This is a genomic window from Caballeronia sp. TF1N1 (assembly GCF_022878925.1).
Classification (GTDB): Bacteria; Pseudomonadota; Gammaproteobacteria; order Burkholderiales; family Burkholderiaceae; genus Caballeronia.
On record NZ_CP084629.1, the window covers coordinates 548,989 to 568,722 of the forward strand.

The following is a 19,734-nucleotide window of genomic DNA, read 5'->3' on the forward strand; positions in this document are numbered from 1 at the left end:
AACGCCCGCAACGCGCGGGCGCTGCGGGCGTGAACGCGGGCCAATCAGCGACGGCATCCTTTTTCGAGAACGATGGTTTCGAACAACTCGTAGTCCGCGGTGGGCGTTTGGTCCGCGCCCGGCGCGTGGAAGTAGTTCATCGTGATCGATGTCTTGCCGCCATGCTAGCCCGGATCGCAGTCGAAAACGGCGATGCCGTAGCCCGTGCCCGTATCGCGTTGCGCGGACCAGATGGCGTCTTCCACCGCATCCGCTACGGGACGCACGAACGTGCCCGCCGTCGCGCCCGGAATGGGCCGGTTGCGTTTCGTGAAGACCTGCGCTTGCGGATTGCCCGTGCCCGCGTCCGTGCCGTAGACGTCGAGCGGCGCGCTGGTGCCTCCGCCGCCGAGAATCAGATGGACCGTGCCGTGCGAAGTATCGATAGGATCGTTCGCGCGCTGCGCTGTCATCACCGGACGCGGTTGCAAGGTGTCGACGCGTTCGCCCGTCGTCGCATCGCGGCCTGCGTGATGATTGCAACCGCGCACGGGATGGCTGCGCTCGTAATCGTGATCGTGGCCGCACAGCACGAGGTCCACGCCGTATCGGTCGAACAAGGGCAGCCATGCTTCGCGAATGCCCTTGTCGGAGCCATTGCCCGTCTTCGACGAACTCAGCGCGTCCTGATGCATCTGCACGATGATCCAGTCGATGTCGTCGTCGCGCGACGCATCGCGCAGCGTCTTTTCGAGCCAGCGCGTCTGCTCGCCCTGACTGTAGCCGCGAATGTAGAACGACGTGCCCGGTTCGATGGCCGGATTGCCCGTGCTCGCGGCCGGAACGAGCGGAGCGGGACCGGCGACGAATGCGGCGGCATCCTGATACACGACGTCGTCGGCATCGAGCGAAACGAACAGCACCGAACTCACGCGGAAGCTATACCAGCGCCCCGGAAACTGCGTGCCGTTGTCGGGCAACGTGTAGCGCGTGAGATAGGAATCGAAGCCCTGGCGGCCGTTGTTGAACTCGACTTCGTGATTGCCCGGACAAGGCATCCACGGACGATTCGCGGCAGAGACCTGCGCGTTATTGCCGAAGTCGCGCCACACTTCAGGCTGATGAGCGGCGTTGAGATTCGCGTAGCAAAGATCGCCGTTGAGCAAGTGAAAGAGCGGGTCGAAACGTTCCACAGCTTGCACCGCGAAACGGCTTTGCGGCGACGACAACACCCAGCCCGTGTTCGGCGTCGCGAGGTCGCCGTAACTCGTGAAGCGGAACTTGCGACGGCCGCGCGGCGCCGTGCGAAAGCTCGCGCTGAAAGGCTGGGCCGCGTTGCTGTCGTTATCGGCGGTGACTTCGTAGTGATACGTCGTGTCCGGATGAAGGTCGCCAAGACGCGCATGATACGTGCAGACAATCTCGCCGTTCAGACCATCGGTATAAGTGCGTTGTACGCCGTGAATCACGCTTGCATGACCTTCGTGCGTTCTGATGCGAACACGCGGATGCACGGCCTGCGCAAGCGATGCCCAGCTCACGACGACTTCTCGCGTCGGGTCTTGGCCCCAAGTCAGATGCACTTGTTCGGGCGTGCCATCCGGGCCGGGCGATGCCGCGTTCGCCGTCGCGCTCATGACATTGGCCGCGGTGGCTATGCCGGACGCACCGGCGAGCTTGAGAAAGCCTCTGCGCGATGCAATAGATGCGGAGTCTTGCGGGTTCTTCGTTACCATGGACGGGCCGTCTCCTCGTTTGATCAGGACGCGATGTGTCCGGAGACATTATTACTATCGGTATGACCCGGCTATGACAAACGGCCTGCACGACCGGCTTAGGTGAAAACAGGAGCGAAGAATGGCAAGCAACGAGTACGTGGTGTTCAAGGGAAAGGTAAGGCTTGGCGTTCCCTTTCTGAACGGTTACAAAGGCGACCCGCACTATGTGATCGTAAGCGACGACGAGAAGGGCAACGAGTTCCGCATCGTCACGAACGTGAAGTCGGATAGCTCGCTGACGGGTCCTGCGGGTTACCTCGTGTTGTATGTGCTGAATCAGAACTTCGACAACGCGATCACGGCAGACCTCGCGAAACTGAATGCGGGCGTCACCACATCGAGCTTTCCGAAACTCGACTACGTGCACGAAGAAGGCCTCGTCGATCTAAGCGCCATGCGTCCGATTCCGCTCGACACGGCAAGCGAGCACAACGACATCAACGCGCTCGTCAACGAGATGCTGCAGCTCGATATGTCAGCCGATCCGGTGAACTATGTTTATCCGACGCCGAGCTACAAGGATGAACGGCGCGGCTGGAAACCAACGAAGGACGTCACGGTTTATGGTTTCGGCTTTCTCTTTCAGCCGGGAGAAGACGGGCTTCATGAGACGCATATGAATCAGGGCAATGCAAAGCCCATGAAGGGTAGCCACGTGAAGGATCATTCGAATGAAAACGGTGTGTCGCAGGATGGTGCCGTGATCGTCGAAGTGGATGGCAAGTATCAGGCGCTCTTCGTGGCGTTTCAAACGCAACTCGTGCCGACAGATAATCGCGGCTTTCCGATTCCGGGCGAGTCGCATCCCATACTCGACTGAACTCAGCATGCGAATTCACCCTGCCATACCGATCATCCGCATCTTTGCCGTCGATCGGGCCAAGGAGTTCTATCTCGACTTCCTCGGCTTCACGCTCGAATGGGAGCATACGTTCGGCGAGAATTTTCCCCTCTACGCGCAGATCAGGCGCTCGGACCTCACGTTGCACTTGAGCGAGCATCATGGCGATGCAACACCCGGTTCGACTATCTTCGTGCCGATGGAAGATATCGATACGTTGCATCGCGAGCTGGAAGCGAAGGCGTATCGATATGCGAAGCCCGGCGTCGAAAGCGTGGACTGGGGACGCGTGATGGAAGTCGCCGATCCGTTCGGCAATCGCATTCGGTTCTGCGAACTGGCGAAGAACTGACAGCAATCCCAGGCTACACGGCCAACGCCGCCACGATCACTTGCGGCAGTGCGAGCAAACGCTGCGGCGCGAGCAGCAGCTTTGCCTCGCGGATACCTGCGCCCATCACGATGCGCTCGCGCTCCATCACGGACGCTTCCACGAGCACGGTCATCGACTCAGGCAAGCCAAACGAGGTGATGCCGCCGTACTCCATGCCCGACAACTCCGTGGCCGCTTCGCGCGAAGCGAACGAAATACGTTGCGCGCCGAGTTCGCGTTTGACCGCGCCGTTCACGTCGAGCCGGCGCGTCGCCAGCGTGACGATAGCGGCGAACTGTTCGCCTCCGTCCTTCTTGAAGCGCACGACGATGGTGTTCGCGCAGTCGTCGAGATCGATACCGAAGCGCGCGCTGCAGGCGGCGGTATCGGAGGCGTCGTCGGGCACGCGAAACACATCGACGTTTGCGCCGTTCAGCGACGCGAGCACGGATGCGGGCAGGCGCGCGGCCGCTTCGTCGGCGGACATGATGTCGAGATTCAGAGCGTAATCGGCTTGTGGCGTGTTCATGAGCGTTCGATAAAGAGGCTTCAGGCAAAGGCCCGAAGTGCCAAAAAAAAGCCAAGCGTAACCGAATCCAGTGAGCCGCGCAGCGCTGCAACCATGCTGGAAGCATCGACCGGATATACTTGTCCCTCGTGGAATCGAATGCGAACAGGCAAGCAAGCCGCGTTCGCGCTCGAAAAGATATCTTTGTTCAGGGGCTGGAATGAGTCGATCGACGGTCACGTACCGGGGCTATGAGCTGGTTATCAAGAACGCGTCCAACGGTGTCGCGCAATGTTGGGCGTGGAAGGATCAGAAGGCCGCGTTCAAGGAAACCGGAGAGACGCTCGACGACGCCGAACGCACCGTGCGTGCGGCGATCGATGCGGAAATGGGACCGGCGACCGGCGCGGGAGATGCGGCAGTGGACGCCTACATCGCGGCGTTCAAGGCTATCTTGCCCGTCAGCGAAGGGCAGCGGAAGATGCTCGTCGCGCACTATCAGGCGCCCGCGCGCACCATCACCGCCATGCAGTTGGCCAAGGCCGCGGGCTATGCCAGCTATCGCGGCGCCAATGTGCAATACGGCAATCTGGGCAAGCTCATTTACGAGCAGCATCCGGTGGACCTGCCGCGCCGTCCGCGCGACAACTCGCTCATCTTTACGTATGCCATTGCCGATCCCGGCGCGGTGGCGGCTGGCAGCGTGCTCGAAGGCTATACCGAAGAGCACGAAGCCGAATGGAGCTGGCCAATGCGCGCGGCAGTCGCACAAGCGCTGGTCGCATTGGGCATCGTGAAGGCCTGAGGCACATGACCCAAGCATGATCAAACTCTGCCTGCTCGATTTCGACGGAACGTTGTGCGCCACGCATGACGCAATTCGCACCTGCATCGAATTGACCTTCGATCATTACGGTGTGGAGCGGCCCGATGCCGCGCGCATCGAGCACGTGATCGAAGCGGGCGTGGTCATGTCCGAGGCCATGCAGCAGCTCATGGGCTCGCGTCTGAGCGTGGCTCAAGCGGATGAATGGGCGGCCACGTATCGCGCGTATTACGTCGAACGTGGACTGCAACATACGCAGCTTTTCGCCGATGTCGAACGCGTGCTCACGGAGTTGCAGACCTTGGGCGTTGCCCTGGTGATCACGAGCAACAAGGCGGAAGCGTCGGTGAAGAAGGCAATCGATCATTACGGTATTACCCACTTCTTCGACATGCTCGTATGCGACCCACTCGGCTTGCCAAAGAAGCCGGATGCGGCGTGTTACGAGCAACTTATCGCGCCTCGCTATCCGCATGTGCCCCGCGGTGAGATTGCCGTCGTCGGCGACACGCAAGCGGATCTGGGCCTTGCACGCAACATCGGCGCCATTGCTTGCTGGGCCGCGTATGGCTACGGCGACAAGGCGCGTTGCACGGCGATGGAGCCGGATATCGTATTGCAGGGCTTCGGTGAACTGGTTGAGAAGCTGAAGGCTTAAGCGCGCGATGAACCTCGGGCGAAGCCGCGCGCATCGCCCAAGTTTGCCGATTTTCGATAACTCCCCGGTTTTTGAGCCGCTAGGATTGCCTTCGACGAGGCCTTCCAAGAGCGAGCCGCCCATGAGCTTTACCGAAACGATCGGCGTGCGCACCTACCGCTTCGCCGACCTTAAAACCCTGCTGGCAAAGGCAAGCCCTATGCGCTCGGGCGACCAACTTGCGGGCGTGGCCGCGACGAGCGAGGAAGAACGTGTCGCCGCCAAACTAGCGCTGGCGAACGTGCCCTTGCAAAGGTTCCTCGAAGAACCGCTCATTCCCTACGAGCAGGACGAAGTCACGCGGCTGATCGTCGATGAACACTCGCGCGAGGCCTTTGCGGACATCGCGCATCTCACCGTCGGCGATTTCCGCAACTGGCTCTTGAGCCACACGACCGATACCGCCGCGCTCGAACGCATCACCTTTGGTCTCACGCCCGAAATGATCGCGGCCGTGTCGAAGCTGATGCGCAATCAGGACCTCATCGCGGTTGCACGCAAGCGGCCGGTCGTGACGCGCTTTCGCAATACCATTGGTTTGCCGGGGCGCATGTCGGTGCGTCTGCAACCGAATCATCCGACCGATGACGTGAAGGGCATCGCGGCATCCATGCTCGATGGCCTGATGTACGGTTGCGGCGATGCCGTCATCGGCATCAATCCCGCCAGCGACAATCTTGCCGCGATCACGACCCTGCTCGTGATGATCGACGAATTTCGCGAGCGCTTCGGCGTACCGACGCAGTCCTGCGTGCTCACGCATGTGACCAACACGATCACGGCCATCGAGAAGGGCGCGCCTGTTGATCTCGTGTTTCAGTCGATTGCGGGCACCGAAAAGGCCAATACGAGCTTCGGCATTTCGCTCGCGTTGCTGCAAGAATCGTTCGAAGCCGCGCGCTCGCTCAAACGCGGCACCGTGGGCGACAATGTGATGTACTTCGAGACGGGACAAGGCAGCGCGCTGTCGGCGAACGCGCATCATTGCGTCGATCAACAGACCTGCGAAGTGCGCGCGTATGCCGTCGCGCGCAAGTTCGAACCGCTGCTCGTCAACACGGTGGTTGGGTTCATCGGTCCCGAGTATCTTTACGATGGCAAGCAGATCATGCGCGCCGGTCTCGAAGATCACTTTTGCGGCAAGCTGCTCGGCGTGCCGATGGGCTGCGACATTTGCTACACCAATCACGCCGAAGCGGACCAGGACGACATGGACAGCCTGCTCACGTTGCTCGGTGTCGCGGGCATCAACTTCATCATCGGCGTGCCGGGCGCGGACGATGTCATGCTCAACTATCAAAGCACCTCGTTCCACGACGCGCTCTATGCGCGCGAAGTGCTCGGCCTGCGCCGCGCGCCCGAGTTCGAAACCTGGCTCGAAACGATGCAGATAGCCAATGCGCGTGGCGCATTGATCGATTCGGCGACGCGTCAGCCCTTGCTCGAAGCATCGCGCGAATGGATGGGGGCCGCATGAGCGATACGCTCGTCAAGAACCCGTGGCAGTCGTTGCGGCAATTCACGAACGCGCGCATTGCGCTCGGCCGCGCGGGCAGTGGCATGCCGACCGAACCGTTGCTTGCGTTCAATCTCGCGCATGCGCAGGCGCGCGACGCCGTGCATCATCCCCTCGATGTCGACGCACTTCGCGCGCGTCTTGCCGATGCCGGCTTTGCGAACGTCGTCGATGTGCATAGCGCGGCGCCGGATCGCGCGCATTATCTGCGTCGCCCCGACCTTGGCCGCCGTCTCGCCGATGAAAGCCGCGCATTGCTCGACGCAACGTGTGCACGAGACCATGACGTGCTCTTCGTGATCGCGGACGGCTTGTCGGCGTTTGCCGCATCGAAGCAGGCCGTGCCTTTCTTGCAGGCGATTCTTTCGAGACTCGACGACTGGAACATCGGACCTGTCGTGATCGCGCGGCAAGGACGCGTCGCGCTCGCCGACGAGATCGGCGAAGTAATGCGCGCGAGTATCGTCGTGATGTTGATCGGCGAACGGCCGGGCCTGAGCTCGCCGGACAGTCTCGGCATCTACGTGACTTACGCGCCAGCGGTAGGCCGCAGCGACGCCGAGCGCAACTGCATATCCAACGTGCGTCCGGAAGGTTTGAACCACGACGCGGCCGCGTACAAGCTGCATTATCTGCTGACGCATGCGCGTCGTCTGGGCCTTACTGGCGTCGCGCTCAAGGACGACAGCGACGCAGCTATCGCCGCGAAAGAACCACTGACGTCGATTGCGTGCCACGCCTGAACGACATACTTCATTTTGGCGATCTATATTCGTCCCATGAGAAGCGAAGCGAGACCATCCAAGCCGAATGCTGACGCGCCGCGCGGTCCGTGCGTGCATCGGCTCGTCTCGCACGATGCGGACGAGCAGGCGGGCAATCTGCGCGGCTGGCGGCAGGTCTACGATCAGTTGAGCGCCGGACGCTTCGTCGGCACGCTTGCCGAGATCGACTTCGACGACGTGCAGTTGTTTCGCGAGACGACGAGCCAGACCTTGCGCCAAAGCTGCGAAGTGCCGGTCGATGCGTGCTGGTTCGGCATTCCGCTCTTGCGCGATGGCGCCGGGCGCATACAGTCGCGCGCCATCGATGAAAACGCGCTTGCGGTTCGCCCGGGCGGCGTCGAGTTCGAACTGTTGACGCCGTCCGGCTACGAAATTCTCGGCGTGGTTGCAACGCATGATGCGCTGCGCCGTCATGCCGAAGACGTCGAGCATATCGATCTCGAATGCGCCACGTCGCGCGGTGAGATCGTCGTCGTGGGTGCGGGAGAACGTGCGCGACTCGCGGCATCGCTCATGACCATGTTGCGAGGCGAAATCACACCGACCACGTCGATGCGCTCGTCCTTGTTGTCGTGGCTCTTCGAGTGCGGCGCGCTGCAATGCGGCGAGCCGGTCGCGCTGCCCGTGGCCTCGCGTCGTCATGCGATCGCAACGCAAGCGCGTCACTATGTGCTCGAAAATCACGACCGCGCCGTGAACGTGCCCGAACTGTGCACGCATCTGCATGTGAGCCGCCGCACGCTTCAATACTGTTTTCAGGAAGCATTCGGCATGGCGCCGAATGTCTATTTGCGCGCCATACGCCTCAACGGTGCGCGACGTCAGCTACGATATGCCGGTGCCGCGCGAAAGACGCAAACCGTTCAGGACGCCGCCGCTGCATGGGGTTTCTGGCACCTCAGCCAGTTCGCGCTCGACTATCGCAAGCTTTTCGGCATGCGTCCTTCGGATACGCTCAACACCGCAACCGCGCAAGCTCACGGCTTTGCCACGATCGACAGATAGCGCGCCGGCATCTTGACGCCATAGCATGCGTGCGGCGTGGCTGCATCGAAATACACGCTGTCGCCTTTTTCGAGCATGAGCGGTGCGTAGTCGCGCATCATGAATATCAACGAGCCATCGGTGACGTAGATGAACTCCTGTCCGTCATGCGCCGAGAGCACATGCTTGCCGGTATCGGCACTGGCTTCGATGAGCGTCGGCTCCATCGACTTCGTCACGAGGTCCGCGCCGAGCCATTCAAAGATACCGGTGGAGGTCGGATGCTTCACGCCATGACCCGCGCGGCTCACTGCCCGACAGCCTTGCGCAAAGGACTTTTCGTTGCCGCCGACCATGTCGGGCCAACGGATATCGAGCGCCTTCGCTAGCCGCGACAACACCGAATAGGTCGGCGATATACGGCCATTCTCGATACGCGAGATGGTCGAGATCGCCACCGACGACAACTCCGACAACGCCGCGAGCGTCATGCCCCGCGCGTGCCGATGATGCGCGATGGTCTCCCCGGGACTCGCTTCGCTTGTTTCTTCAACAGGCGCGGGTGCGGGCGCCGCCTCGGCTTCTGGCTTGCGCTTGGGCTTGCGCACGACCGCCGCCTTTGCCGCAGGGCTCGTTCTCTGCGCCGCCTTCCGCGGGCGATTTTCTGTTTGCATGGTGTCTCTTGTATTCGTTCGATATGCGGGCAGCCGCCACTTCGCCATCACGACATGGTGACATAGGCGCCCGGCGTTTGCATGTTTTTGCGTATATGCAAAAGTTTTTCTTGACCATCAAATTTTAGCTCAATAGGATGGTTTTCATGGTTTTGCATATACGCAAAATCCGCCGACGTTACCCGATCAATCCATTCAGGAAGGGCTGACCACCATGTTCGACGATCCTCTCACCCACGCCATCGACGCACTCAAGTCATCCCGGCGAGGCTTTCTCAAGACGGCGGGCTACGGGGTCGTCGCGGGACTCGGCGCAAGTACGCTCGGTCGCGCGGCACTTGCCGCACCGACGCTCGCACCGATCAAAACCGTGCGTCCCGGCTATCTGACGGCTGCGTGCCTCGGCGACATGCCGATTGCATCCGTGCGCGACGGCAAGCTCGTGGGAACGGACTTCGACATGCTGCAGTTGATCGCCGAGCGTCTGCAACTGAAGATCGACGTGCAGCAGATGACCTTTTCCGCCGTGATCGAAGCGGTGAAGTCGGGCCGCGTGGACTGGTTCGGCGGCAACTTCGCGTGGACGCCGATCCGCGCCAAACTGTTGTTGCTCACCGATCCCGTTTTCTACACGGGCGCCTACGTCATCATGCGGCAAAACCAGACGCAGAAGAGTTCGCTTGCCATCGCGGACTTGAGCGGGCACACCATCGGCACGGCGACGGGTTATTCGGTCGTGCCCGACATGAAGAAGGTTCCGGGCATCGTCGAAGTGAAACTGTATGACGGTATCGACTCGTGCTTGCGCGATGTCGTCGCGGGGCGTCTCGACTTTGCCGTGCTCGACGCGCCGACCGTGGACTACATGATCCAGCAGAATCCGTCGTGGGGACTGAAACAGATTCCCATCGGTTTCGACGCAGCGTACCCCAGCCTCACGGGCAAGTTCGCGTCGATCTGGGGCGTGAGTCCGGACAAGAAGGACCTGTTCGACGGCATCAACGAAGGCGTGCGCTGGCTCTGGCGCACCAACCAGATCAAGCCGATTCTCGCGAAGTACGGGATCGATAATCCCGACTACTTGCAGCCGTTGCCGACCGACCCGCGCACCGGCGTGGACCGCGACGCGAAGGGCGCGCTGATTGGCCCGTTCGCGCACGATTCGCGGGACTTCAGCAAAGCCTTCGCCTGAAGGCCGGATCATCATGGGACACCGCGATATGTCTGCGACGCTAAGCGCCACTCCTTCGGTCGATACGCGCATGCTCGTGCGTATCGACGGCCTGCACAAGTCCTTCGGCACGCATCATGTGTTGAAGGGCATCGACCTCGATGTGATGCCGGGGCAAAAGGTGTCGCTGATCGGACCGAGCGGCTCGGGCAAGACCACGCTGTTGCGCTGCGTGAACTTTCTCGAGACGCCGAGCGCGGGGCATATCTTCATCGACGGCGCGGCTATCGGCGAGCGTCGTCACGGTGACGGCTGGCAAGCGATGTCGGGCCGCGAACTCGCCGCCATGCGCGCGAATATCGGCATGGTGTTCCAGCGCTTCAACCTGTTTCCGCACCTGAGTGTGATCGACAACGTCCTGCTCGGACCGCGCAAGGTGCAGAAGCGCAGCGGCCGCGAGTTGATCGACGAAGCGCGTGCGTTGCTAACGAAAGTGGGCATGGACGAGAAGCGCAACGCGTTTCCCGATCAATTGTCGGGCGGCCAGCAACAACGCGTGGCCATTGCGCGCGCGCTCGCCATGAAGCCGCGGCTCATGCTTTTCGACGAAGCGACTTCCGCGCTCGATCCCGAGCTCGTGGGCGAAGTGCTCGGCGTCATGCGCAAGCTCGCGGACGAAGGCATGACGATGATCATCGTGACGCACGAGATGCGCTTCGCTGAAAGCGTGTCCGACAAGGTCGTGTTCATGGCCGATGGCAAGATCGTCGAGGAAGGACCGCCACGGCAGATCTTTCACGATGCAAAGGTCGAACGCACGCGCGCGTTTTTGCGCGCGGTGCTGGAGCACTGACATGGCGCTTCTCACCGCGTGGGCTCACAGCCTGCATTTTCTGCCGTATTTCGTGCGCGTGTTGTGCGTGAGCGCGGTGACCACCGTGGTGCTGACCGCGAGCGCGTTCTGCGTGGCCTTCTTGCTGGGCTTCGTGATCGCGCTCATGCGGTTGTCGCGCAGTGTCGTGTTGAAGGCGGTGGCGAACGTCTATCTCGAACTGTTCCGCAACGTGCCCTTGCTGACGCAGTTGTTCGTGCTGTACTTCGGGCTCGAACGGATCGGCGTCACGCTGCCCGCATTCGTGGCCGCAACGCTCGGCTTCGGTCTCAACGGCGCGGCGATTCTCTCCGAGGTGTTCCGTTCGTCGATCAACGGCGTCGACCGAGGCCAACGCGAGGCGGCGCTTGCCATCGGCATGACATGGCCAATGGCGCTCGCAACCGTCGTGTTGCCGCAATCGATGCGGCTCGCCTTGCCCGCGCTCGCCAACTTCGCCATCGGGCTATTGAAGGATACGTCGCTCGCTTCCGCCGTCGCGGTGCCGGAACTCGTGTTCCGCGCAAGGATGCTCGTGAGCGAGACATATCAGACCAACCTCATCTACTTCATCGTGGCGATCATCTATCTGCTGCTGAGTCTGGCGTTGTCGCGTCTTTCGACGGCGACCGAGCGCGGACTCGGCAAACCGAGGGCGGCGCTGTCATGAACTATTCCGAACTCTGGTCTTCCATGCACGACGAGCTGTTTCAGGCGGCATGGGCAACGCTGCGTCTGGCGCTTGGCGCCATCGCTATTGGCGTCGTGCTCGGGATGGTGCTCGCCATCGTCAGGATGGGCAGTCGTGGCATGGCCGCGCGTATAGCACGTGTCTATATCGAAGTGTTTCGCGGCACGCCCGCGCTCGTGCAACTCTTTCTCGTGTACTTCGGCTTTGTTGCCATTGGCATTCGCTTCGATTCGTATCAGGCCGCCGTGCTTGGTCTCGGCATGAACGCCGCCGCGTATTTCGCGGAGATCTTTCGCGCGGGCATCGAAGCGGTGCCACGCGGACAAAGCGAAGCAGCCGCGAGCATCGGCATGACGAGCGGCGCGGCCATGCGCTGGGTCGTGCTGCCGCAAGCCATTCGGCTGGTGCTCGCGCCTTCGGGCAATGTCGCCATCTCGCTTCTGAAGGACACGTCGGTGGCCTCGCTCATCGCCGCGCCCGACCTCATGCTGCGCGCTCAGGACTTGAGCTCGCAGTATTTCATGCCGTTCGAAATCTACGTCACCGTAGGGGCGTTCTATTTCGTGCTGTGTTATCCGCTGTCGCAATTGATGCGTCATATCGAGCGACGTCAGCCTGCTCACGGCTGATACGGCGGTCTTTCCCAACCAGTGTCTCTCAAGACAGAACAGAAGGAGTAAGTGTATGCGCAAGGTCATCGAAACCGGCTTGCCCAACGGAAGCGCGCCGGTCGAATGGGCGACCGTCTCGAACGGCACGCTCTACACGGCGAGCATTCCCATTCGCGCGGACGGTTCGATCGAAGACGGCGACATCGCCACGCAAGCCGAACTGACGTTCGCGAATCTCAAGCAGATCGTCGAGTCGGCGGGCGCGACCATGGACGACGTCACGCAGGTGCAGGTCTTTCTGACGGACAAGAGCTATTTCGAAGGCATGAACGAGGTCTATCGCCGCTTCTTCACGAAGCCGTATCCGAACCGCGCGACCATCATCGCGGATCTCATGGTGCAAGGCGGCAAGATCGAAATCCTGGCTCATGCCGATGTGAGCAAGGTTGCCTGATGAAGCATGTGATCGTCATCGGTGCGGGCATCATCGGGACGACGACCGCGCTCGCGCTTGCGGGCGCGGGCTGCCGCGTCACCGTGATAGACAGCCGCCGTGAAGCAGGCCTGGAAACCAGCTTCGCCAACGGCGGCTTGCTCGCGGCCAACAGCGCGTTGCCGTGGTCTTCACCCGGCACGCCGATGCAATTGCTTAAATGGCTCGGCCGCGAAGATGCGCCGCTTCTGCTGCGGCCTCGCGCAATCCCCGGTCTCGGCATGTGGGGTGTGCGCTTTCTGGCCAACTGCCGCGCGGCCAAGTACTACAAGACGGCTGCGACGCTCACCGCGTTCGGTCAGCAAAGCCTCGCGGCCATGGAGCGTCTGCTCGGCCAGAAGCGCATAGACGCGGGCATCCAGCGTGGCGGCCTGCTTGAACTGATTCGCGGCAAGGACGCCGAGCGGCGCGCGGAATCGTTCGCGCGCATGCTCGAGCGCATGGGCGCAAAGGTCAGGCGACTCGATGCAGCGCAAAGCGTGGCGCTCGAACCATCGCTCGGAGGCATTGCACATAGCATTGGCACGGCGCTCCTGCTCGAATCCGATGCGTGGGGCGACGCGCATGCGTTCAGCGTCGCGACCGCCGCCGCAGCCGAACACGAAGGCGTGACGTTTCGGTGGGGAAGCGCGGTGAGCGGTATCGACCTGCAGCGCGGTTCTGTTGCCGGCGTTCGTCTCGCCGACGATTATTTGAGCGCGGATAGCGTCGTGATATGCGCGGGCGCGATGTCTCCGTCGCTCGTCGGCCCGCTCGGCGTGCGCCTGCCGATGGCGCCCGTCAAAGGCTATTCGCTTACGCTCCGTGCCGACGAACTGGGATTTCTGCCGCAACGGCCTATCGTCGACGATTACGAGCATATCGGCGTAACGCCGCTCAAGGACATGCTGCGCGTGGCGGGCACCGTCGAATTCGATGGCTTCGACAAGACGCTGCGGCCCGGTCGCGTGGAGAACCTGAAACGCGCGCTGACGCGGCTTTTTCCACAGGTCCGGATGCCTGCCGAAGTGCGGCCCTGGTGCGGGCTGCGGCCCATGGCGGCAGATGGATTGCCGATCATTTCACCGACGGCGGTGCCGCGTCTTTTCGTCAACACGGGACACGGCGCGCTCGGCTGGACGCTTGCGTGCGGCTCGGCCGATCTCATTACGTCGATGATCACGAGCCAGAGCGATGCGCGCGACACGCCGTTCAGTCTCACGCGCAGCTTCTGGTGAAACGAAGCGCGATAATCAAGTCAATGCAAGAGGGCAAGTCATGTCGGGTGAGGGAAGACGCGAAGTCATCGTGATCGGTGCGGGCGTGGTCGGCGTTGCGTGCGCGCTGTGGTTGCGAAGAACGGGTCTCGACGTGATGCTCGTCGATAAGGGCGAGATAGCGGGCGGCGCTTCGTTCGGCAATGCGGCCACCATTGCGGACTACGCATGCACGCCCGTGCCGCAGCCGAAAATCTGGAGCGACATTCCCGGCTTGCTGTTCGGCGCGGACTCGCCGCTTTCCATTCGCTGGTCGCGCCTGGGAAGCTATGCGGGATGGCTCGCTGCGTTTCTCGGGCAATGCAACCGGCGCGCTTATGTCGCCAATAGCGAAGCGCTTGCGTCGTTGCTGCATGGTACGCACGAGGGATATGCGCCGCTTCTCGAAGACAATCCACATGCTGAGTCGTTCATTCGGCGCGATGGCTGTCTCTACTCTTATCGCACGCAAGGAGCGTTCGAGCGCGCCGCGGGCGATATCAAACTGCGTGGCTTGCTCGGCATTCGTCAAGAGGTGATAAGCGCGGCCGAACTCACGCAACTGGAACCCGCCATGCAGCAGCGCACGGTGGGCGGCGTGCTATTTCCTGCCGCGTGCCATCTCGTCGATCCGCAAGGCTTCGTGCAGGCGCTGGCCAAACCGCTGATCGACGAGAAGCGTTACGCACGCATGGAGGTCAGCGATATTTCGAGCAGCACCGCGGGCATCTGCCTGCGTTCCGCTGCCGGCGAAACGCGACACGCCGACAGAGTGGTGATTGCGGGCGGCGCATGGTCCGCGAAGCTCGCGGCGCAAATGGGCGATTCCATCCAGCTTGGCGCGGAGCGCGGTTATCACGTCGAGTTCCAACTGGATGAGCCGATGTTCACGCGGCCGACTTGCGTCGTTGAGTCGAGCTTCTATATGACGCCGTTGCGGGACCTGCGGCTGCGTGCTGCGGGGACTATCGAGTTGAGCGGGATCAAGTCACCGTTGAACCCTTCGCGCACGGCGTTCATCGAACGAAGCATCCGCCGCAACGTGGATATCGAAGCGCCCGTGTCCAGTAGCTGGCTCGGTATCCGGCCGACCATGCCGGACTACTTACCGGTGATCGGACCATCTTCGGCGGACAAGCGCGTGATCTACGCGTTCGGGCATCAGCATCTCGGCATCACGCTGGCGGGAACCACGGGCGACATGGTCGCGCGATTGATTCACGGCAAGAGCCCCGGCGCAATCGAGCGCTTCTCCGCGGACCGCTTTAGATAATCGATACTGCCGCCGCGCGCGTCTTACTTCGCTCGACGTCTGCGCGTAGTCCCCCACGGCGGCGTCTCGAACGATTGCACCACCCAGTCGATGAACGCACGCGTTTTCGCGGCCGCATGCTTGGAAGACGCGCGCACCACGCTGAGTTGTTCGCCCGCGTCCACCTTCCAGCCGGGCAGCACTTGCACCAGCTCTCCGCTCTGCAATTCCCGGCCGACGAGCCAGTCCGTCCCGTACATGATGCCGACGCCCGCGCGTGCCGCATGCAGCACGGCATCGATCTCATCGGTCGTCATTCTCGCGTTGATGCGAATGGCGCGGTGCATGTCGTCGCGTTTCAGATGCCATACCGGATGCGTGGAGAGCCGCGAAAAGCCGATGCATTCATGGCGCATCAGGTCTTCGGGCTTCGTGGGACGTCCGCGCGCGGCGAGATAATCCGGCGATGCGCACAGTAAGCGCCGCATGGTCGCAAGCGGCCGCGCGACAAGCCGGCTGTCTTCCAATTTGCCGATACGCACGCCTACATCGAAACGTTCTTCGATCAGATCGACATAACGGTCCGTGTACGTGCATTCGACATCGAGCGAAGGATAGCGCGCAAGGAACTCCGGCATGCGCGGCGCAATCCACATGCGCCCGAACCCTGCGGGCAAGCTGATGCGCAAGAGTCCGCGCGGCGTCGCAGCTTGCGAGCGCGCTTCGTCTTCCGCATCGCGCATGACGTCCCACGCTTCGCGCACGCGATCGCGATAACGCGTGCCTGCTTCCGTCGCCGATACGCGGCGTGTGGACCGTTCGAGCAAACGAATGCCAAGACGCGTTTCCAGTTCCGCGATACGTCGGGAAATGACCGAGCCGTCGCGCCCCAACTGGCGGCCTGCCGCCGTAAAACTCCCGGTCGCGAGCACCGCGAGAAACGCCTGAACCTGATCCGTTTCGATGCCGTTCATTGATGCACCCCATGCACGAATGTTATGCAGTATGGGTCGATTATAGAGGCGCGTCTTCGTTAGCATGACCTCTGTGCTTAACGAAAAAGGAGCGCACCGTGAAAGCGTATCGACTGAAGGCAGGCAAGCCCTACGAATTGACGTTGACCGATAACGCACTCGAGCCCGTACCGGAAAGCGACGAAGTGCTCATCCGCATTCGCGCGGCGGGACTCAACTATCTCGATCTCATGGTGGCGAACGCGCGCTTCGGCAACGTGGACGCGAGCTTCGTGCCGGGTGCGGATGGCGCGGGCGAGATCGTCGAGGTCGGATCGCGCGTGAAAGGCTGGAAGGCGGGCGATCGCGTGATCGCCGGAATGATCGTGGATTGGGCTGCAGGACCGCTCACGGTAGCGAACGGCGAGCGTCTTCGCGGCGTCACCATGCCGGGCTCGCTCGCGGAATATGCGGTCGTGCCCGCTACCGCGCTCGTCGCCATTCCCGCTGCCATGCCGTTCGTGCAGGCCGCAAGTTTGCCAGTCGCCGCGACGACCGCATGGAACGCCATCGTCGCGGGCAATGTGCGGCCGGGGTCCACCGTGGCGTTGCTGGGTACGGGCGGTGTGAGTCTGTTTGCGCTGCCGCTTGCCAAGGCGGCGGGCGCGCGCGTGATCATCGCGTCTTCATCGGACGAGAAGCTCGCCCGCGCGCGCAAGCTGGGCGCGGACGTCATCATCAACTACCGGACCACGCCCGCGTGGGACGTCGCGTTGCTCGAAGCCACGGAAGGGCGTGGCGCGGATCTCGTCGTGGAAACCGTCGGCGTGGCGACTTTCGAGCGCTCGGTGAACGCGGCGGCAATCGGTGGAACGATCTTCGTCGTCGGGCTGATAGGCGGCGAGGAAACGAAGATGCCCTTGCTCAAGGTCATGGTGAAGACCTTGCGCATTGTCGGTAATCAGACTGGCTCGACGGCCAATCTCGCCAATGCGGTCAAGGCCCTCGCACAGTCCCGAATCGAACCGGTGATCGATCGCGTCTTTCGTAAGCGTTATTTCATGGCCGCATGGACAGACCTGAAGCCGTTGTACAAAGTGATACCCGTTACTTCAAGTGGTGGGGACTACTTTGGACGCAAGGAGTGCGAGACCATCGAGCCGCAAGGGCCGACCGAACTACGCACCGGAGTACCGACGGCAAGTTGCCGTTGCGGCGAGCGAGCCGGGTATTTCGGTAGCGAAGCTCGCGCAGGCGCACGGGCTGAATCTCAATATGGTGTTCAAGTGGCGCCGGCAACTGCGGGCGGGCCTGTTTGACGAGGTGGCGCACAGCACGGCGGTGTTGCTGCCAGTTGCGCTACCTGAAGCACCGACAGACGAGCAGAGCGCGCCGGCGTCACTGGCACTGCAGCCGGTCGAGCCACATCGCGAGAGCCTACAGTCAGCGTCGGGCATCGAGATCGAACTGAACGGTGCCCGTGTGCGCGTCACGGGTATGGTCGATCCAGTGCAGTTGCGCCTCGTGCTGCGCTGCCTGATGCCAGCATGATTGCTCCACCCAGCGGTACCCGCGTATGGCTGGCAGCGGGCGTTACCGATATGCGCCGGGGCATGGATGGACTTGCCGGGCTGGTGCAATCGACACTGGGACGTGATCCCTTCTCAGGTCACATCTTCCTTTTTCGTGGGCGTCGCGGTGACCTCATCAAGATTTTATGGTGGAGCGGCGACGGCATGAACCTGTACGCGAAGCGACTTGAGCACGGACGCTTCGTGTGGCCACAGGCGAACTCGGGAACAGTCCATCTATCTGCGGCGCAGTTGTCGATGCTGCTCGAGGGGATTGACTGGCGACATCCAGAACGGACGTGGCAGCCGACGCACGCGGCGTAACGCAGGGTGTGGGAGTCCACAAGCGCACGGTCTTCAATTACACTGGCATGCATGCCAGCCAGCCATCTGCCCGACGACATTGCCGCCCTCAAGCGCATCGTTGCCTCGCGTGACGAGACCATCGCGCAGTTGCTGGCCGAGATCTCGCGACTGAAGCGATGGCAGTATGGCCGTTCATCGGAGCGTATGACCGAATTGATGGACCAGCTGCAGCTCGCGCTCGGTGAGCTTGCCGCTCCAGAATCGGCCATCGTCGCAACGGCGAAGGTGCCCGATGCCGACACGACTTCGGATACATCGGCCACAACGGACGTTGTTCCGCTGCGTCGCAAGCCACGGCGCTTCCCTGCCCATCTCCCCCGGGAAACTGTTGTTCATGCACCGGGCGATTGCGGATGCCCGGAATGCGGCAAGCAGATGCGCGCGCTCGGTGAAGACGTCTCGGAGGTGCTTGACTATGTGCCCGGTTACTTCAAGGTGCTACGTCACGTACGTCCCAAGCTAAGCTGTCCGCGCTGTGCTGCAGTGGTGCAGGAGCCAGCGCCTTCGCGACCGATAGCGCGATCGATGGCGGGTGCCGGACTACTCGCACAGGTCGTCGTCGCGAAGTACGCTGACCATACGCCGCTATACCGGCAGGCCGGCATCTTTCGCCGCGCGGGCATCGAACTGGACCGGGCAACACTGGCGTCGTGGGTGCGCGAAGGAGCCGCGCTGCTGCAGCCGCTGTCCGATGCACACGGTCGTTACGTGCTCGACGCAGACAAGATCCATACCGACGACACGCCCGTTCCTGTGCTGGAGCCGGGGCGTGGCAAGACGCGCACGGGGCGTCTGTGGACCTATGTGCGCGATGACCGCCCAGCGGGAAGCCGCGCGCCACCAGCAGTCTGGTACAGATACTCACCCGACCGCAAAGGTGAGCGACCTCGGGAACATCTGGCGGGCTATACGGGAATTCTGCAGGCAGATGCTTTCAGCGGGTACGACGCCCTGTATCGTGACGGCACGATCATCGAGGCCGGATGCTGGGCGCATGCCCGGCGCAAATTCTACGACCTGTACAAGCTGGACAGTTCACCGATTGCCGAAGAAGCACTGCGCCGCATTGGGGCGCTATATGTTGTCGAACGCGAGGTTCGCGGTCAAACACCGGACCTGCGCCTGTCTGCGCGTCAACAACGATCCGCCCCATTGCTCACTGAGCTGAAGGCCTGGCTTGAACACACGCTGTCACAGGTCTCGGCGAAGTCGGGACTGGCGAAGGCGATCAGATACTCGCTGGGGCACTGGCACGCACTTACACGCTATTGCGAAGACGGGCGCGTCGAAGTGGATAACAACACGGCGGAGCGCGCGATCAGGCCGCTGGTTCTGGGCAGGCGCAACTATCTGTTCGCAGGTTCCGATGGCGGTGGCCAAAGCGCGGCCGTGATCTACAGCCTCATCGGTACGGCGCGCCTGAACGGTATCGAGCCGTTTGCCTATCTGCGCACGGTGTTTGAGCGCATCGCCGACCATCCCATCAACCGCATCGATGAGTTGCTGCCGTGGCGCCTGATGCCAGCCGAACACGTCGAACAGCAAGCCGCGTAATTATT

20 protein-coding genes and 2 pseudogenes are annotated in these 19,734 nt (G+C 62.1%); 18 read left to right on the forward strand and 4 right to left on the reverse strand.

Annotated features, from left to right (window positions below; genetic code table 11):
* Positions 1–44: 44 nt before the first annotated feature.
* Positions 45–1,715 (reverse strand): annotated as a pseudogene (locus tag LDZ28_RS28625) (purple acid phosphatase family protein).
* Between the two features lie 121 nt (positions 1,716–1,836).
* On the opposite strand from LDZ28_RS28625, the gene LDZ28_RS28630 reads away from it, so the two are divergent.
* Positions 1,837–2,577 carry a DUF2278 family protein gene (locus LDZ28_RS28630; protein WP_244831134.1) on the forward strand — a complete coding sequence of 247 codons (741 nt, stop codon included), beginning with the start codon at positions 1,837–1,839 and terminating at the stop codon, positions 2,575–2,577.
* 7 nt (positions 2,578–2,584) lie between these two features.
* Positions 2,585–2,950: a glyoxalase superfamily protein gene (locus LDZ28_RS28635; protein WP_244831135.1), complete on the forward strand. Its 366-nt coding sequence runs from the start codon at positions 2,585–2,587 to the stop codon at positions 2,948–2,950.
* Positions 2,951–2,963: 13 nt separating this feature from the next.
* Here the strand turns inward: LDZ28_RS28635 and LDZ28_RS28640 are convergent, their stop codons facing one another.
* On the reverse strand, positions 2,964–3,500 hold the full coding sequence (locus LDZ28_RS28640) for a YbaK/EbsC family protein (protein WP_244831136.1): 537 nt from the start codon (positions 3,498–3,500) through the stop codon (positions 2,964–2,966).
* A gap of 199 nt (positions 3,501–3,699) precedes the next feature.
* On the opposite strand from LDZ28_RS28640, the gene LDZ28_RS28645 reads away from it, so the two are divergent.
* From LDZ28_RS28645 to LDZ28_RS28665, 5 genes are all read left to right on the forward strand, one after another.
* Complete coding sequence (locus tag LDZ28_RS28645; protein WP_244831137.1) at positions 3,700–4,284, forward strand: hypothetical protein; 585 nt, start codon at positions 3,700–3,702, stop codon at positions 4,282–4,284.
* Between the two features lie 16 nt (positions 4,285–4,300).
* Positions 4,301–4,963 carry an HAD family hydrolase gene (locus LDZ28_RS28650; protein ID WP_244831138.1) on the forward strand — a complete coding sequence of 221 codons (663 nt, stop codon included), beginning with the start codon at positions 4,301–4,303 and terminating at the stop codon, positions 4,961–4,963.
* Between the two features lie 121 nt (positions 4,964–5,084).
* Positions 5,085–6,479, forward strand: a complete 1,395-nt coding sequence (locus LDZ28_RS28655; protein WP_244831139.1) for an ethanolamine ammonia-lyase subunit EutB — start codon at positions 5,085–5,087, stop codon at positions 6,477–6,479.
* Entirely contained in the window at positions 6,476–7,261 is a 786-nt protein-coding gene (eutC, locus tag LDZ28_RS28660) for an ethanolamine ammonia-lyase subunit EutC (RefSeq protein WP_244831140.1), read from the forward strand. Before LDZ28_RS28655 ends, eutC begins: the two co-directional genes overlap by 4 nt.
* 36 nt (positions 7,262–7,297) lie before the next feature.
* Complete coding sequence (locus LDZ28_RS28665; protein WP_244831141.1) at positions 7,298–8,308, forward strand: helix-turn-helix domain-containing protein; 1,011 nt, start codon at positions 7,298–7,300, stop codon at positions 8,306–8,308.
* On the opposite strand, the gene LDZ28_RS28670 is transcribed toward LDZ28_RS28665, so the two are convergent.
* Positions 8,281–8,895: a helix-turn-helix domain-containing protein gene (locus LDZ28_RS28670; protein ID WP_244831142.1), complete on the reverse strand. Its 615-nt coding sequence runs from the start codon at positions 8,893–8,895 to the stop codon at positions 8,281–8,283. The two genes, LDZ28_RS28665 and LDZ28_RS28670, sit on opposite strands and share 28 nt — an antisense overlap.
* Positions 8,896–9,175: 280 nt before the next feature.
* Between LDZ28_RS28670 and LDZ28_RS28675 the strand changes: the two genes are divergently transcribed.
* Genes LDZ28_RS28675 through LDZ28_RS28705 form a run of 7 tightly spaced genes read left to right on the forward strand, consistent with a single transcriptional unit; the run spans position 9,176 to position 15,306 of the window.
* A complete protein-coding gene (locus LDZ28_RS28675) occupies positions 9,176–10,153 on the forward strand; it encodes a transporter substrate-binding domain-containing protein (RefSeq protein WP_244831143.1) in 978 nt (325 codons plus the stop codon).
* Between the two features lie 28 nt (positions 10,154–10,181).
* Complete coding sequence (locus LDZ28_RS28680) at positions 10,182–10,985, forward strand: amino acid ABC transporter ATP-binding protein (RefSeq protein WP_284503405.1); 804 nt, start codon at positions 10,182–10,184, stop codon at positions 10,983–10,985.
* Position 10,986: 1 nt separating this feature from the next.
* The gene (locus tag LDZ28_RS28685) at positions 10,987–11,673 is read left to right on the forward strand and encodes an amino acid ABC transporter permease (protein WP_244831144.1); all 687 of its coding nucleotides are present in this window, start codon (positions 10,987–10,989) and stop codon (positions 11,671–11,673) included.
* Entirely contained in the window at positions 11,670–12,323 is a 654-nt protein-coding gene (locus LDZ28_RS28690) for an amino acid ABC transporter permease (protein WP_244831145.1), read from the forward strand. Before LDZ28_RS28685 ends, LDZ28_RS28690 begins: the two co-directional genes overlap by 4 nt.
* Positions 12,324–12,378: 55 nt before the next feature.
* Positions 12,379–12,759, forward strand: a complete 381-nt coding sequence (locus tag LDZ28_RS28695) for a RidA family protein (RefSeq protein ID WP_244831146.1) — start codon at positions 12,379–12,381, stop codon at positions 12,757–12,759.
* Positions 12,759–14,015, forward strand: coding sequence for an FAD-dependent oxidoreductase (locus LDZ28_RS28700; RefSeq protein ID WP_244831147.1), 1,257 nt, complete (start codon positions 12,759–12,761; stop codon positions 14,013–14,015). Before LDZ28_RS28695 ends, LDZ28_RS28700 begins: the two co-directional genes overlap by 1 nt.
* 40 nt (positions 14,016–14,055) lie before the next feature.
* Positions 14,056–15,306 carry an FAD-binding oxidoreductase gene (locus LDZ28_RS28705; RefSeq protein WP_244831148.1) on the forward strand — a complete coding sequence of 417 codons (1,251 nt, stop codon included), beginning with the start codon at positions 14,056–14,058 and terminating at the stop codon, positions 15,304–15,306.
* Between the two features lie 23 nt (positions 15,307–15,329).
* On the opposite strand, the gene LDZ28_RS28710 is transcribed toward LDZ28_RS28705, so the two are convergent.
* On the reverse strand, positions 15,330–16,259 hold the full coding sequence (locus LDZ28_RS28710) for a LysR family transcriptional regulator (RefSeq protein WP_244831149.1): 930 nt from the start codon (positions 16,257–16,259) through the stop codon (positions 15,330–15,332).
* 98 nt (positions 16,260–16,357) lie between these two features.
* Here LDZ28_RS28710 and LDZ28_RS32925 point away from each other — a divergent pair, with 98 nt between their 5' ends.
* From LDZ28_RS32925 to LDZ28_RS28730, 4 genes and pseudogenes are all read left to right on the forward strand, one after another.
* Positions 16,358–17,557, forward strand: coding sequence for an NAD(P)-dependent alcohol dehydrogenase (locus tag LDZ28_RS32925; protein WP_370652270.1), 1,200 nt, complete (start codon positions 16,358–16,360; stop codon positions 17,555–17,557).
* A pseudogene (locus tag LDZ28_RS28720) lies at positions 17,466–17,789 on the forward strand (IS66 family insertion sequence element accessory protein TnpB); the annotation flags it as partial. The gene LDZ28_RS32925 and the pseudogene LDZ28_RS28720, both read left to right, overlap by 92 nt.
* Entirely contained in the window at positions 17,786–18,133 is a 348-nt protein-coding gene (gene tnpB / locus LDZ28_RS28725) for an IS66 family insertion sequence element accessory protein TnpB (protein WP_244826215.1), read from the forward strand. The pseudogene LDZ28_RS28720 and the gene tnpB, both read left to right, overlap by 4 nt.
* A gap of 51 nt (positions 18,134–18,184) precedes the next feature.
* Positions 18,185–19,729 (forward strand): IS66 family transposase, encoded by a 1,545-nt coding sequence (locus tag LDZ28_RS28730; protein ID WP_244826214.1) that lies wholly within the window; start codon positions 18,185–18,187, stop codon positions 19,727–19,729.
* Positions 19,730–19,734 lie beyond the last annotated feature (5 nt).

What these genes read in the sequence shown, in the direction of transcription:
- LDZ28_RS28630 (WP_244831134.1), top strand. Translation starts at nt 1,837, where the DNA reads ATGGCAAGCAACGAGTACGTGGTGTTCAAGGGAAAGGTAAGGCTTGGC.
- tnpB (WP_244826215.1), top strand. Translation starts at nt 17,786, where the DNA reads ATGATTGCTCCACCCAGCGGTACCCGCGTATGGCTGGCAGCGGGCGTT.
- LDZ28_RS28730 (WP_244826214.1), top strand. Translation starts at nt 18,185, where the DNA reads ATGCCAGCCAGCCATCTGCCCGACGACATTGCCGCCCTCAAGCGCATC.
- LDZ28_RS28655 (WP_244831139.1), top strand. Translation starts at nt 5,085, where the DNA reads ATGAGCTTTACCGAAACGATCGGCGTGCGCACCTACCGCTTCGCCGAC.
- eutC (WP_244831140.1), top strand. Translation starts at nt 6,476, where the DNA reads ATGAGCGATACGCTCGTCAAGAACCCGTGGCAGTCGTTGCGGCAATTC.
- LDZ28_RS28705 (WP_244831148.1), top strand. Translation starts at nt 14,056, where the DNA reads ATGTCGGGTGAGGGAAGACGCGAAGTCATCGTGATCGGTGCGGGCGTG.
- LDZ28_RS28695 (WP_244831146.1), top strand. Translation starts at nt 12,379, where the DNA reads ATGCGCAAGGTCATCGAAACCGGCTTGCCCAACGGAAGCGCGCCGGTC.
- LDZ28_RS28675 (WP_244831143.1), top strand. Translation starts at nt 9,176, where the DNA reads ATGTTCGACGATCCTCTCACCCACGCCATCGACGCACTCAAGTCATCC.
- LDZ28_RS28665 (WP_244831141.1), top strand. Translation starts at nt 7,298, where the DNA reads ATGAGAAGCGAAGCGAGACCATCCAAGCCGAATGCTGACGCGCCGCGC.
- LDZ28_RS28645 (WP_244831137.1), top strand. Translation starts at nt 3,700, where the DNA reads ATGAGTCGATCGACGGTCACGTACCGGGGCTATGAGCTGGTTATCAAG.
- LDZ28_RS28690 (WP_244831145.1), top strand. Translation starts at nt 11,670, where the DNA reads ATGAACTATTCCGAACTCTGGTCTTCCATGCACGACGAGCTGTTTCAG.
- LDZ28_RS28650 (WP_244831138.1), top strand. Translation starts at nt 4,301, where the DNA reads ATGATCAAACTCTGCCTGCTCGATTTCGACGGAACGTTGTGCGCCACG.
- LDZ28_RS28635 (WP_244831135.1), top strand. Translation starts at nt 2,585, where the DNA reads ATGCGAATTCACCCTGCCATACCGATCATCCGCATCTTTGCCGTCGAT.
- LDZ28_RS28700 (WP_244831147.1), top strand. Translation starts at nt 12,759, where the DNA reads ATGAAGCATGTGATCGTCATCGGTGCGGGCATCATCGGGACGACGACC.
- LDZ28_RS28680 (WP_284503405.1), top strand. Translation starts at nt 10,182, where the DNA reads ATGTCTGCGACGCTAAGCGCCACTCCTTCGGTCGATACGCGCATGCTC.
- LDZ28_RS28685 (WP_244831144.1), top strand. Translation starts at nt 10,987, where the DNA reads ATGGCGCTTCTCACCGCGTGGGCTCACAGCCTGCATTTTCTGCCGTAT.
- LDZ28_RS28640 (WP_244831136.1), bottom strand. Translation starts at nt 3,500, where the DNA reads ATGAACACGCCACAAGCCGATTACGCTCTGAATCTCGACATCATGTCC.
- LDZ28_RS28710 (WP_244831149.1), bottom strand. Translation starts at nt 16,259, where the DNA reads ATGAACGGCATCGAAACGGATCAGGTTCAGGCGTTTCTCGCGGTGCTC.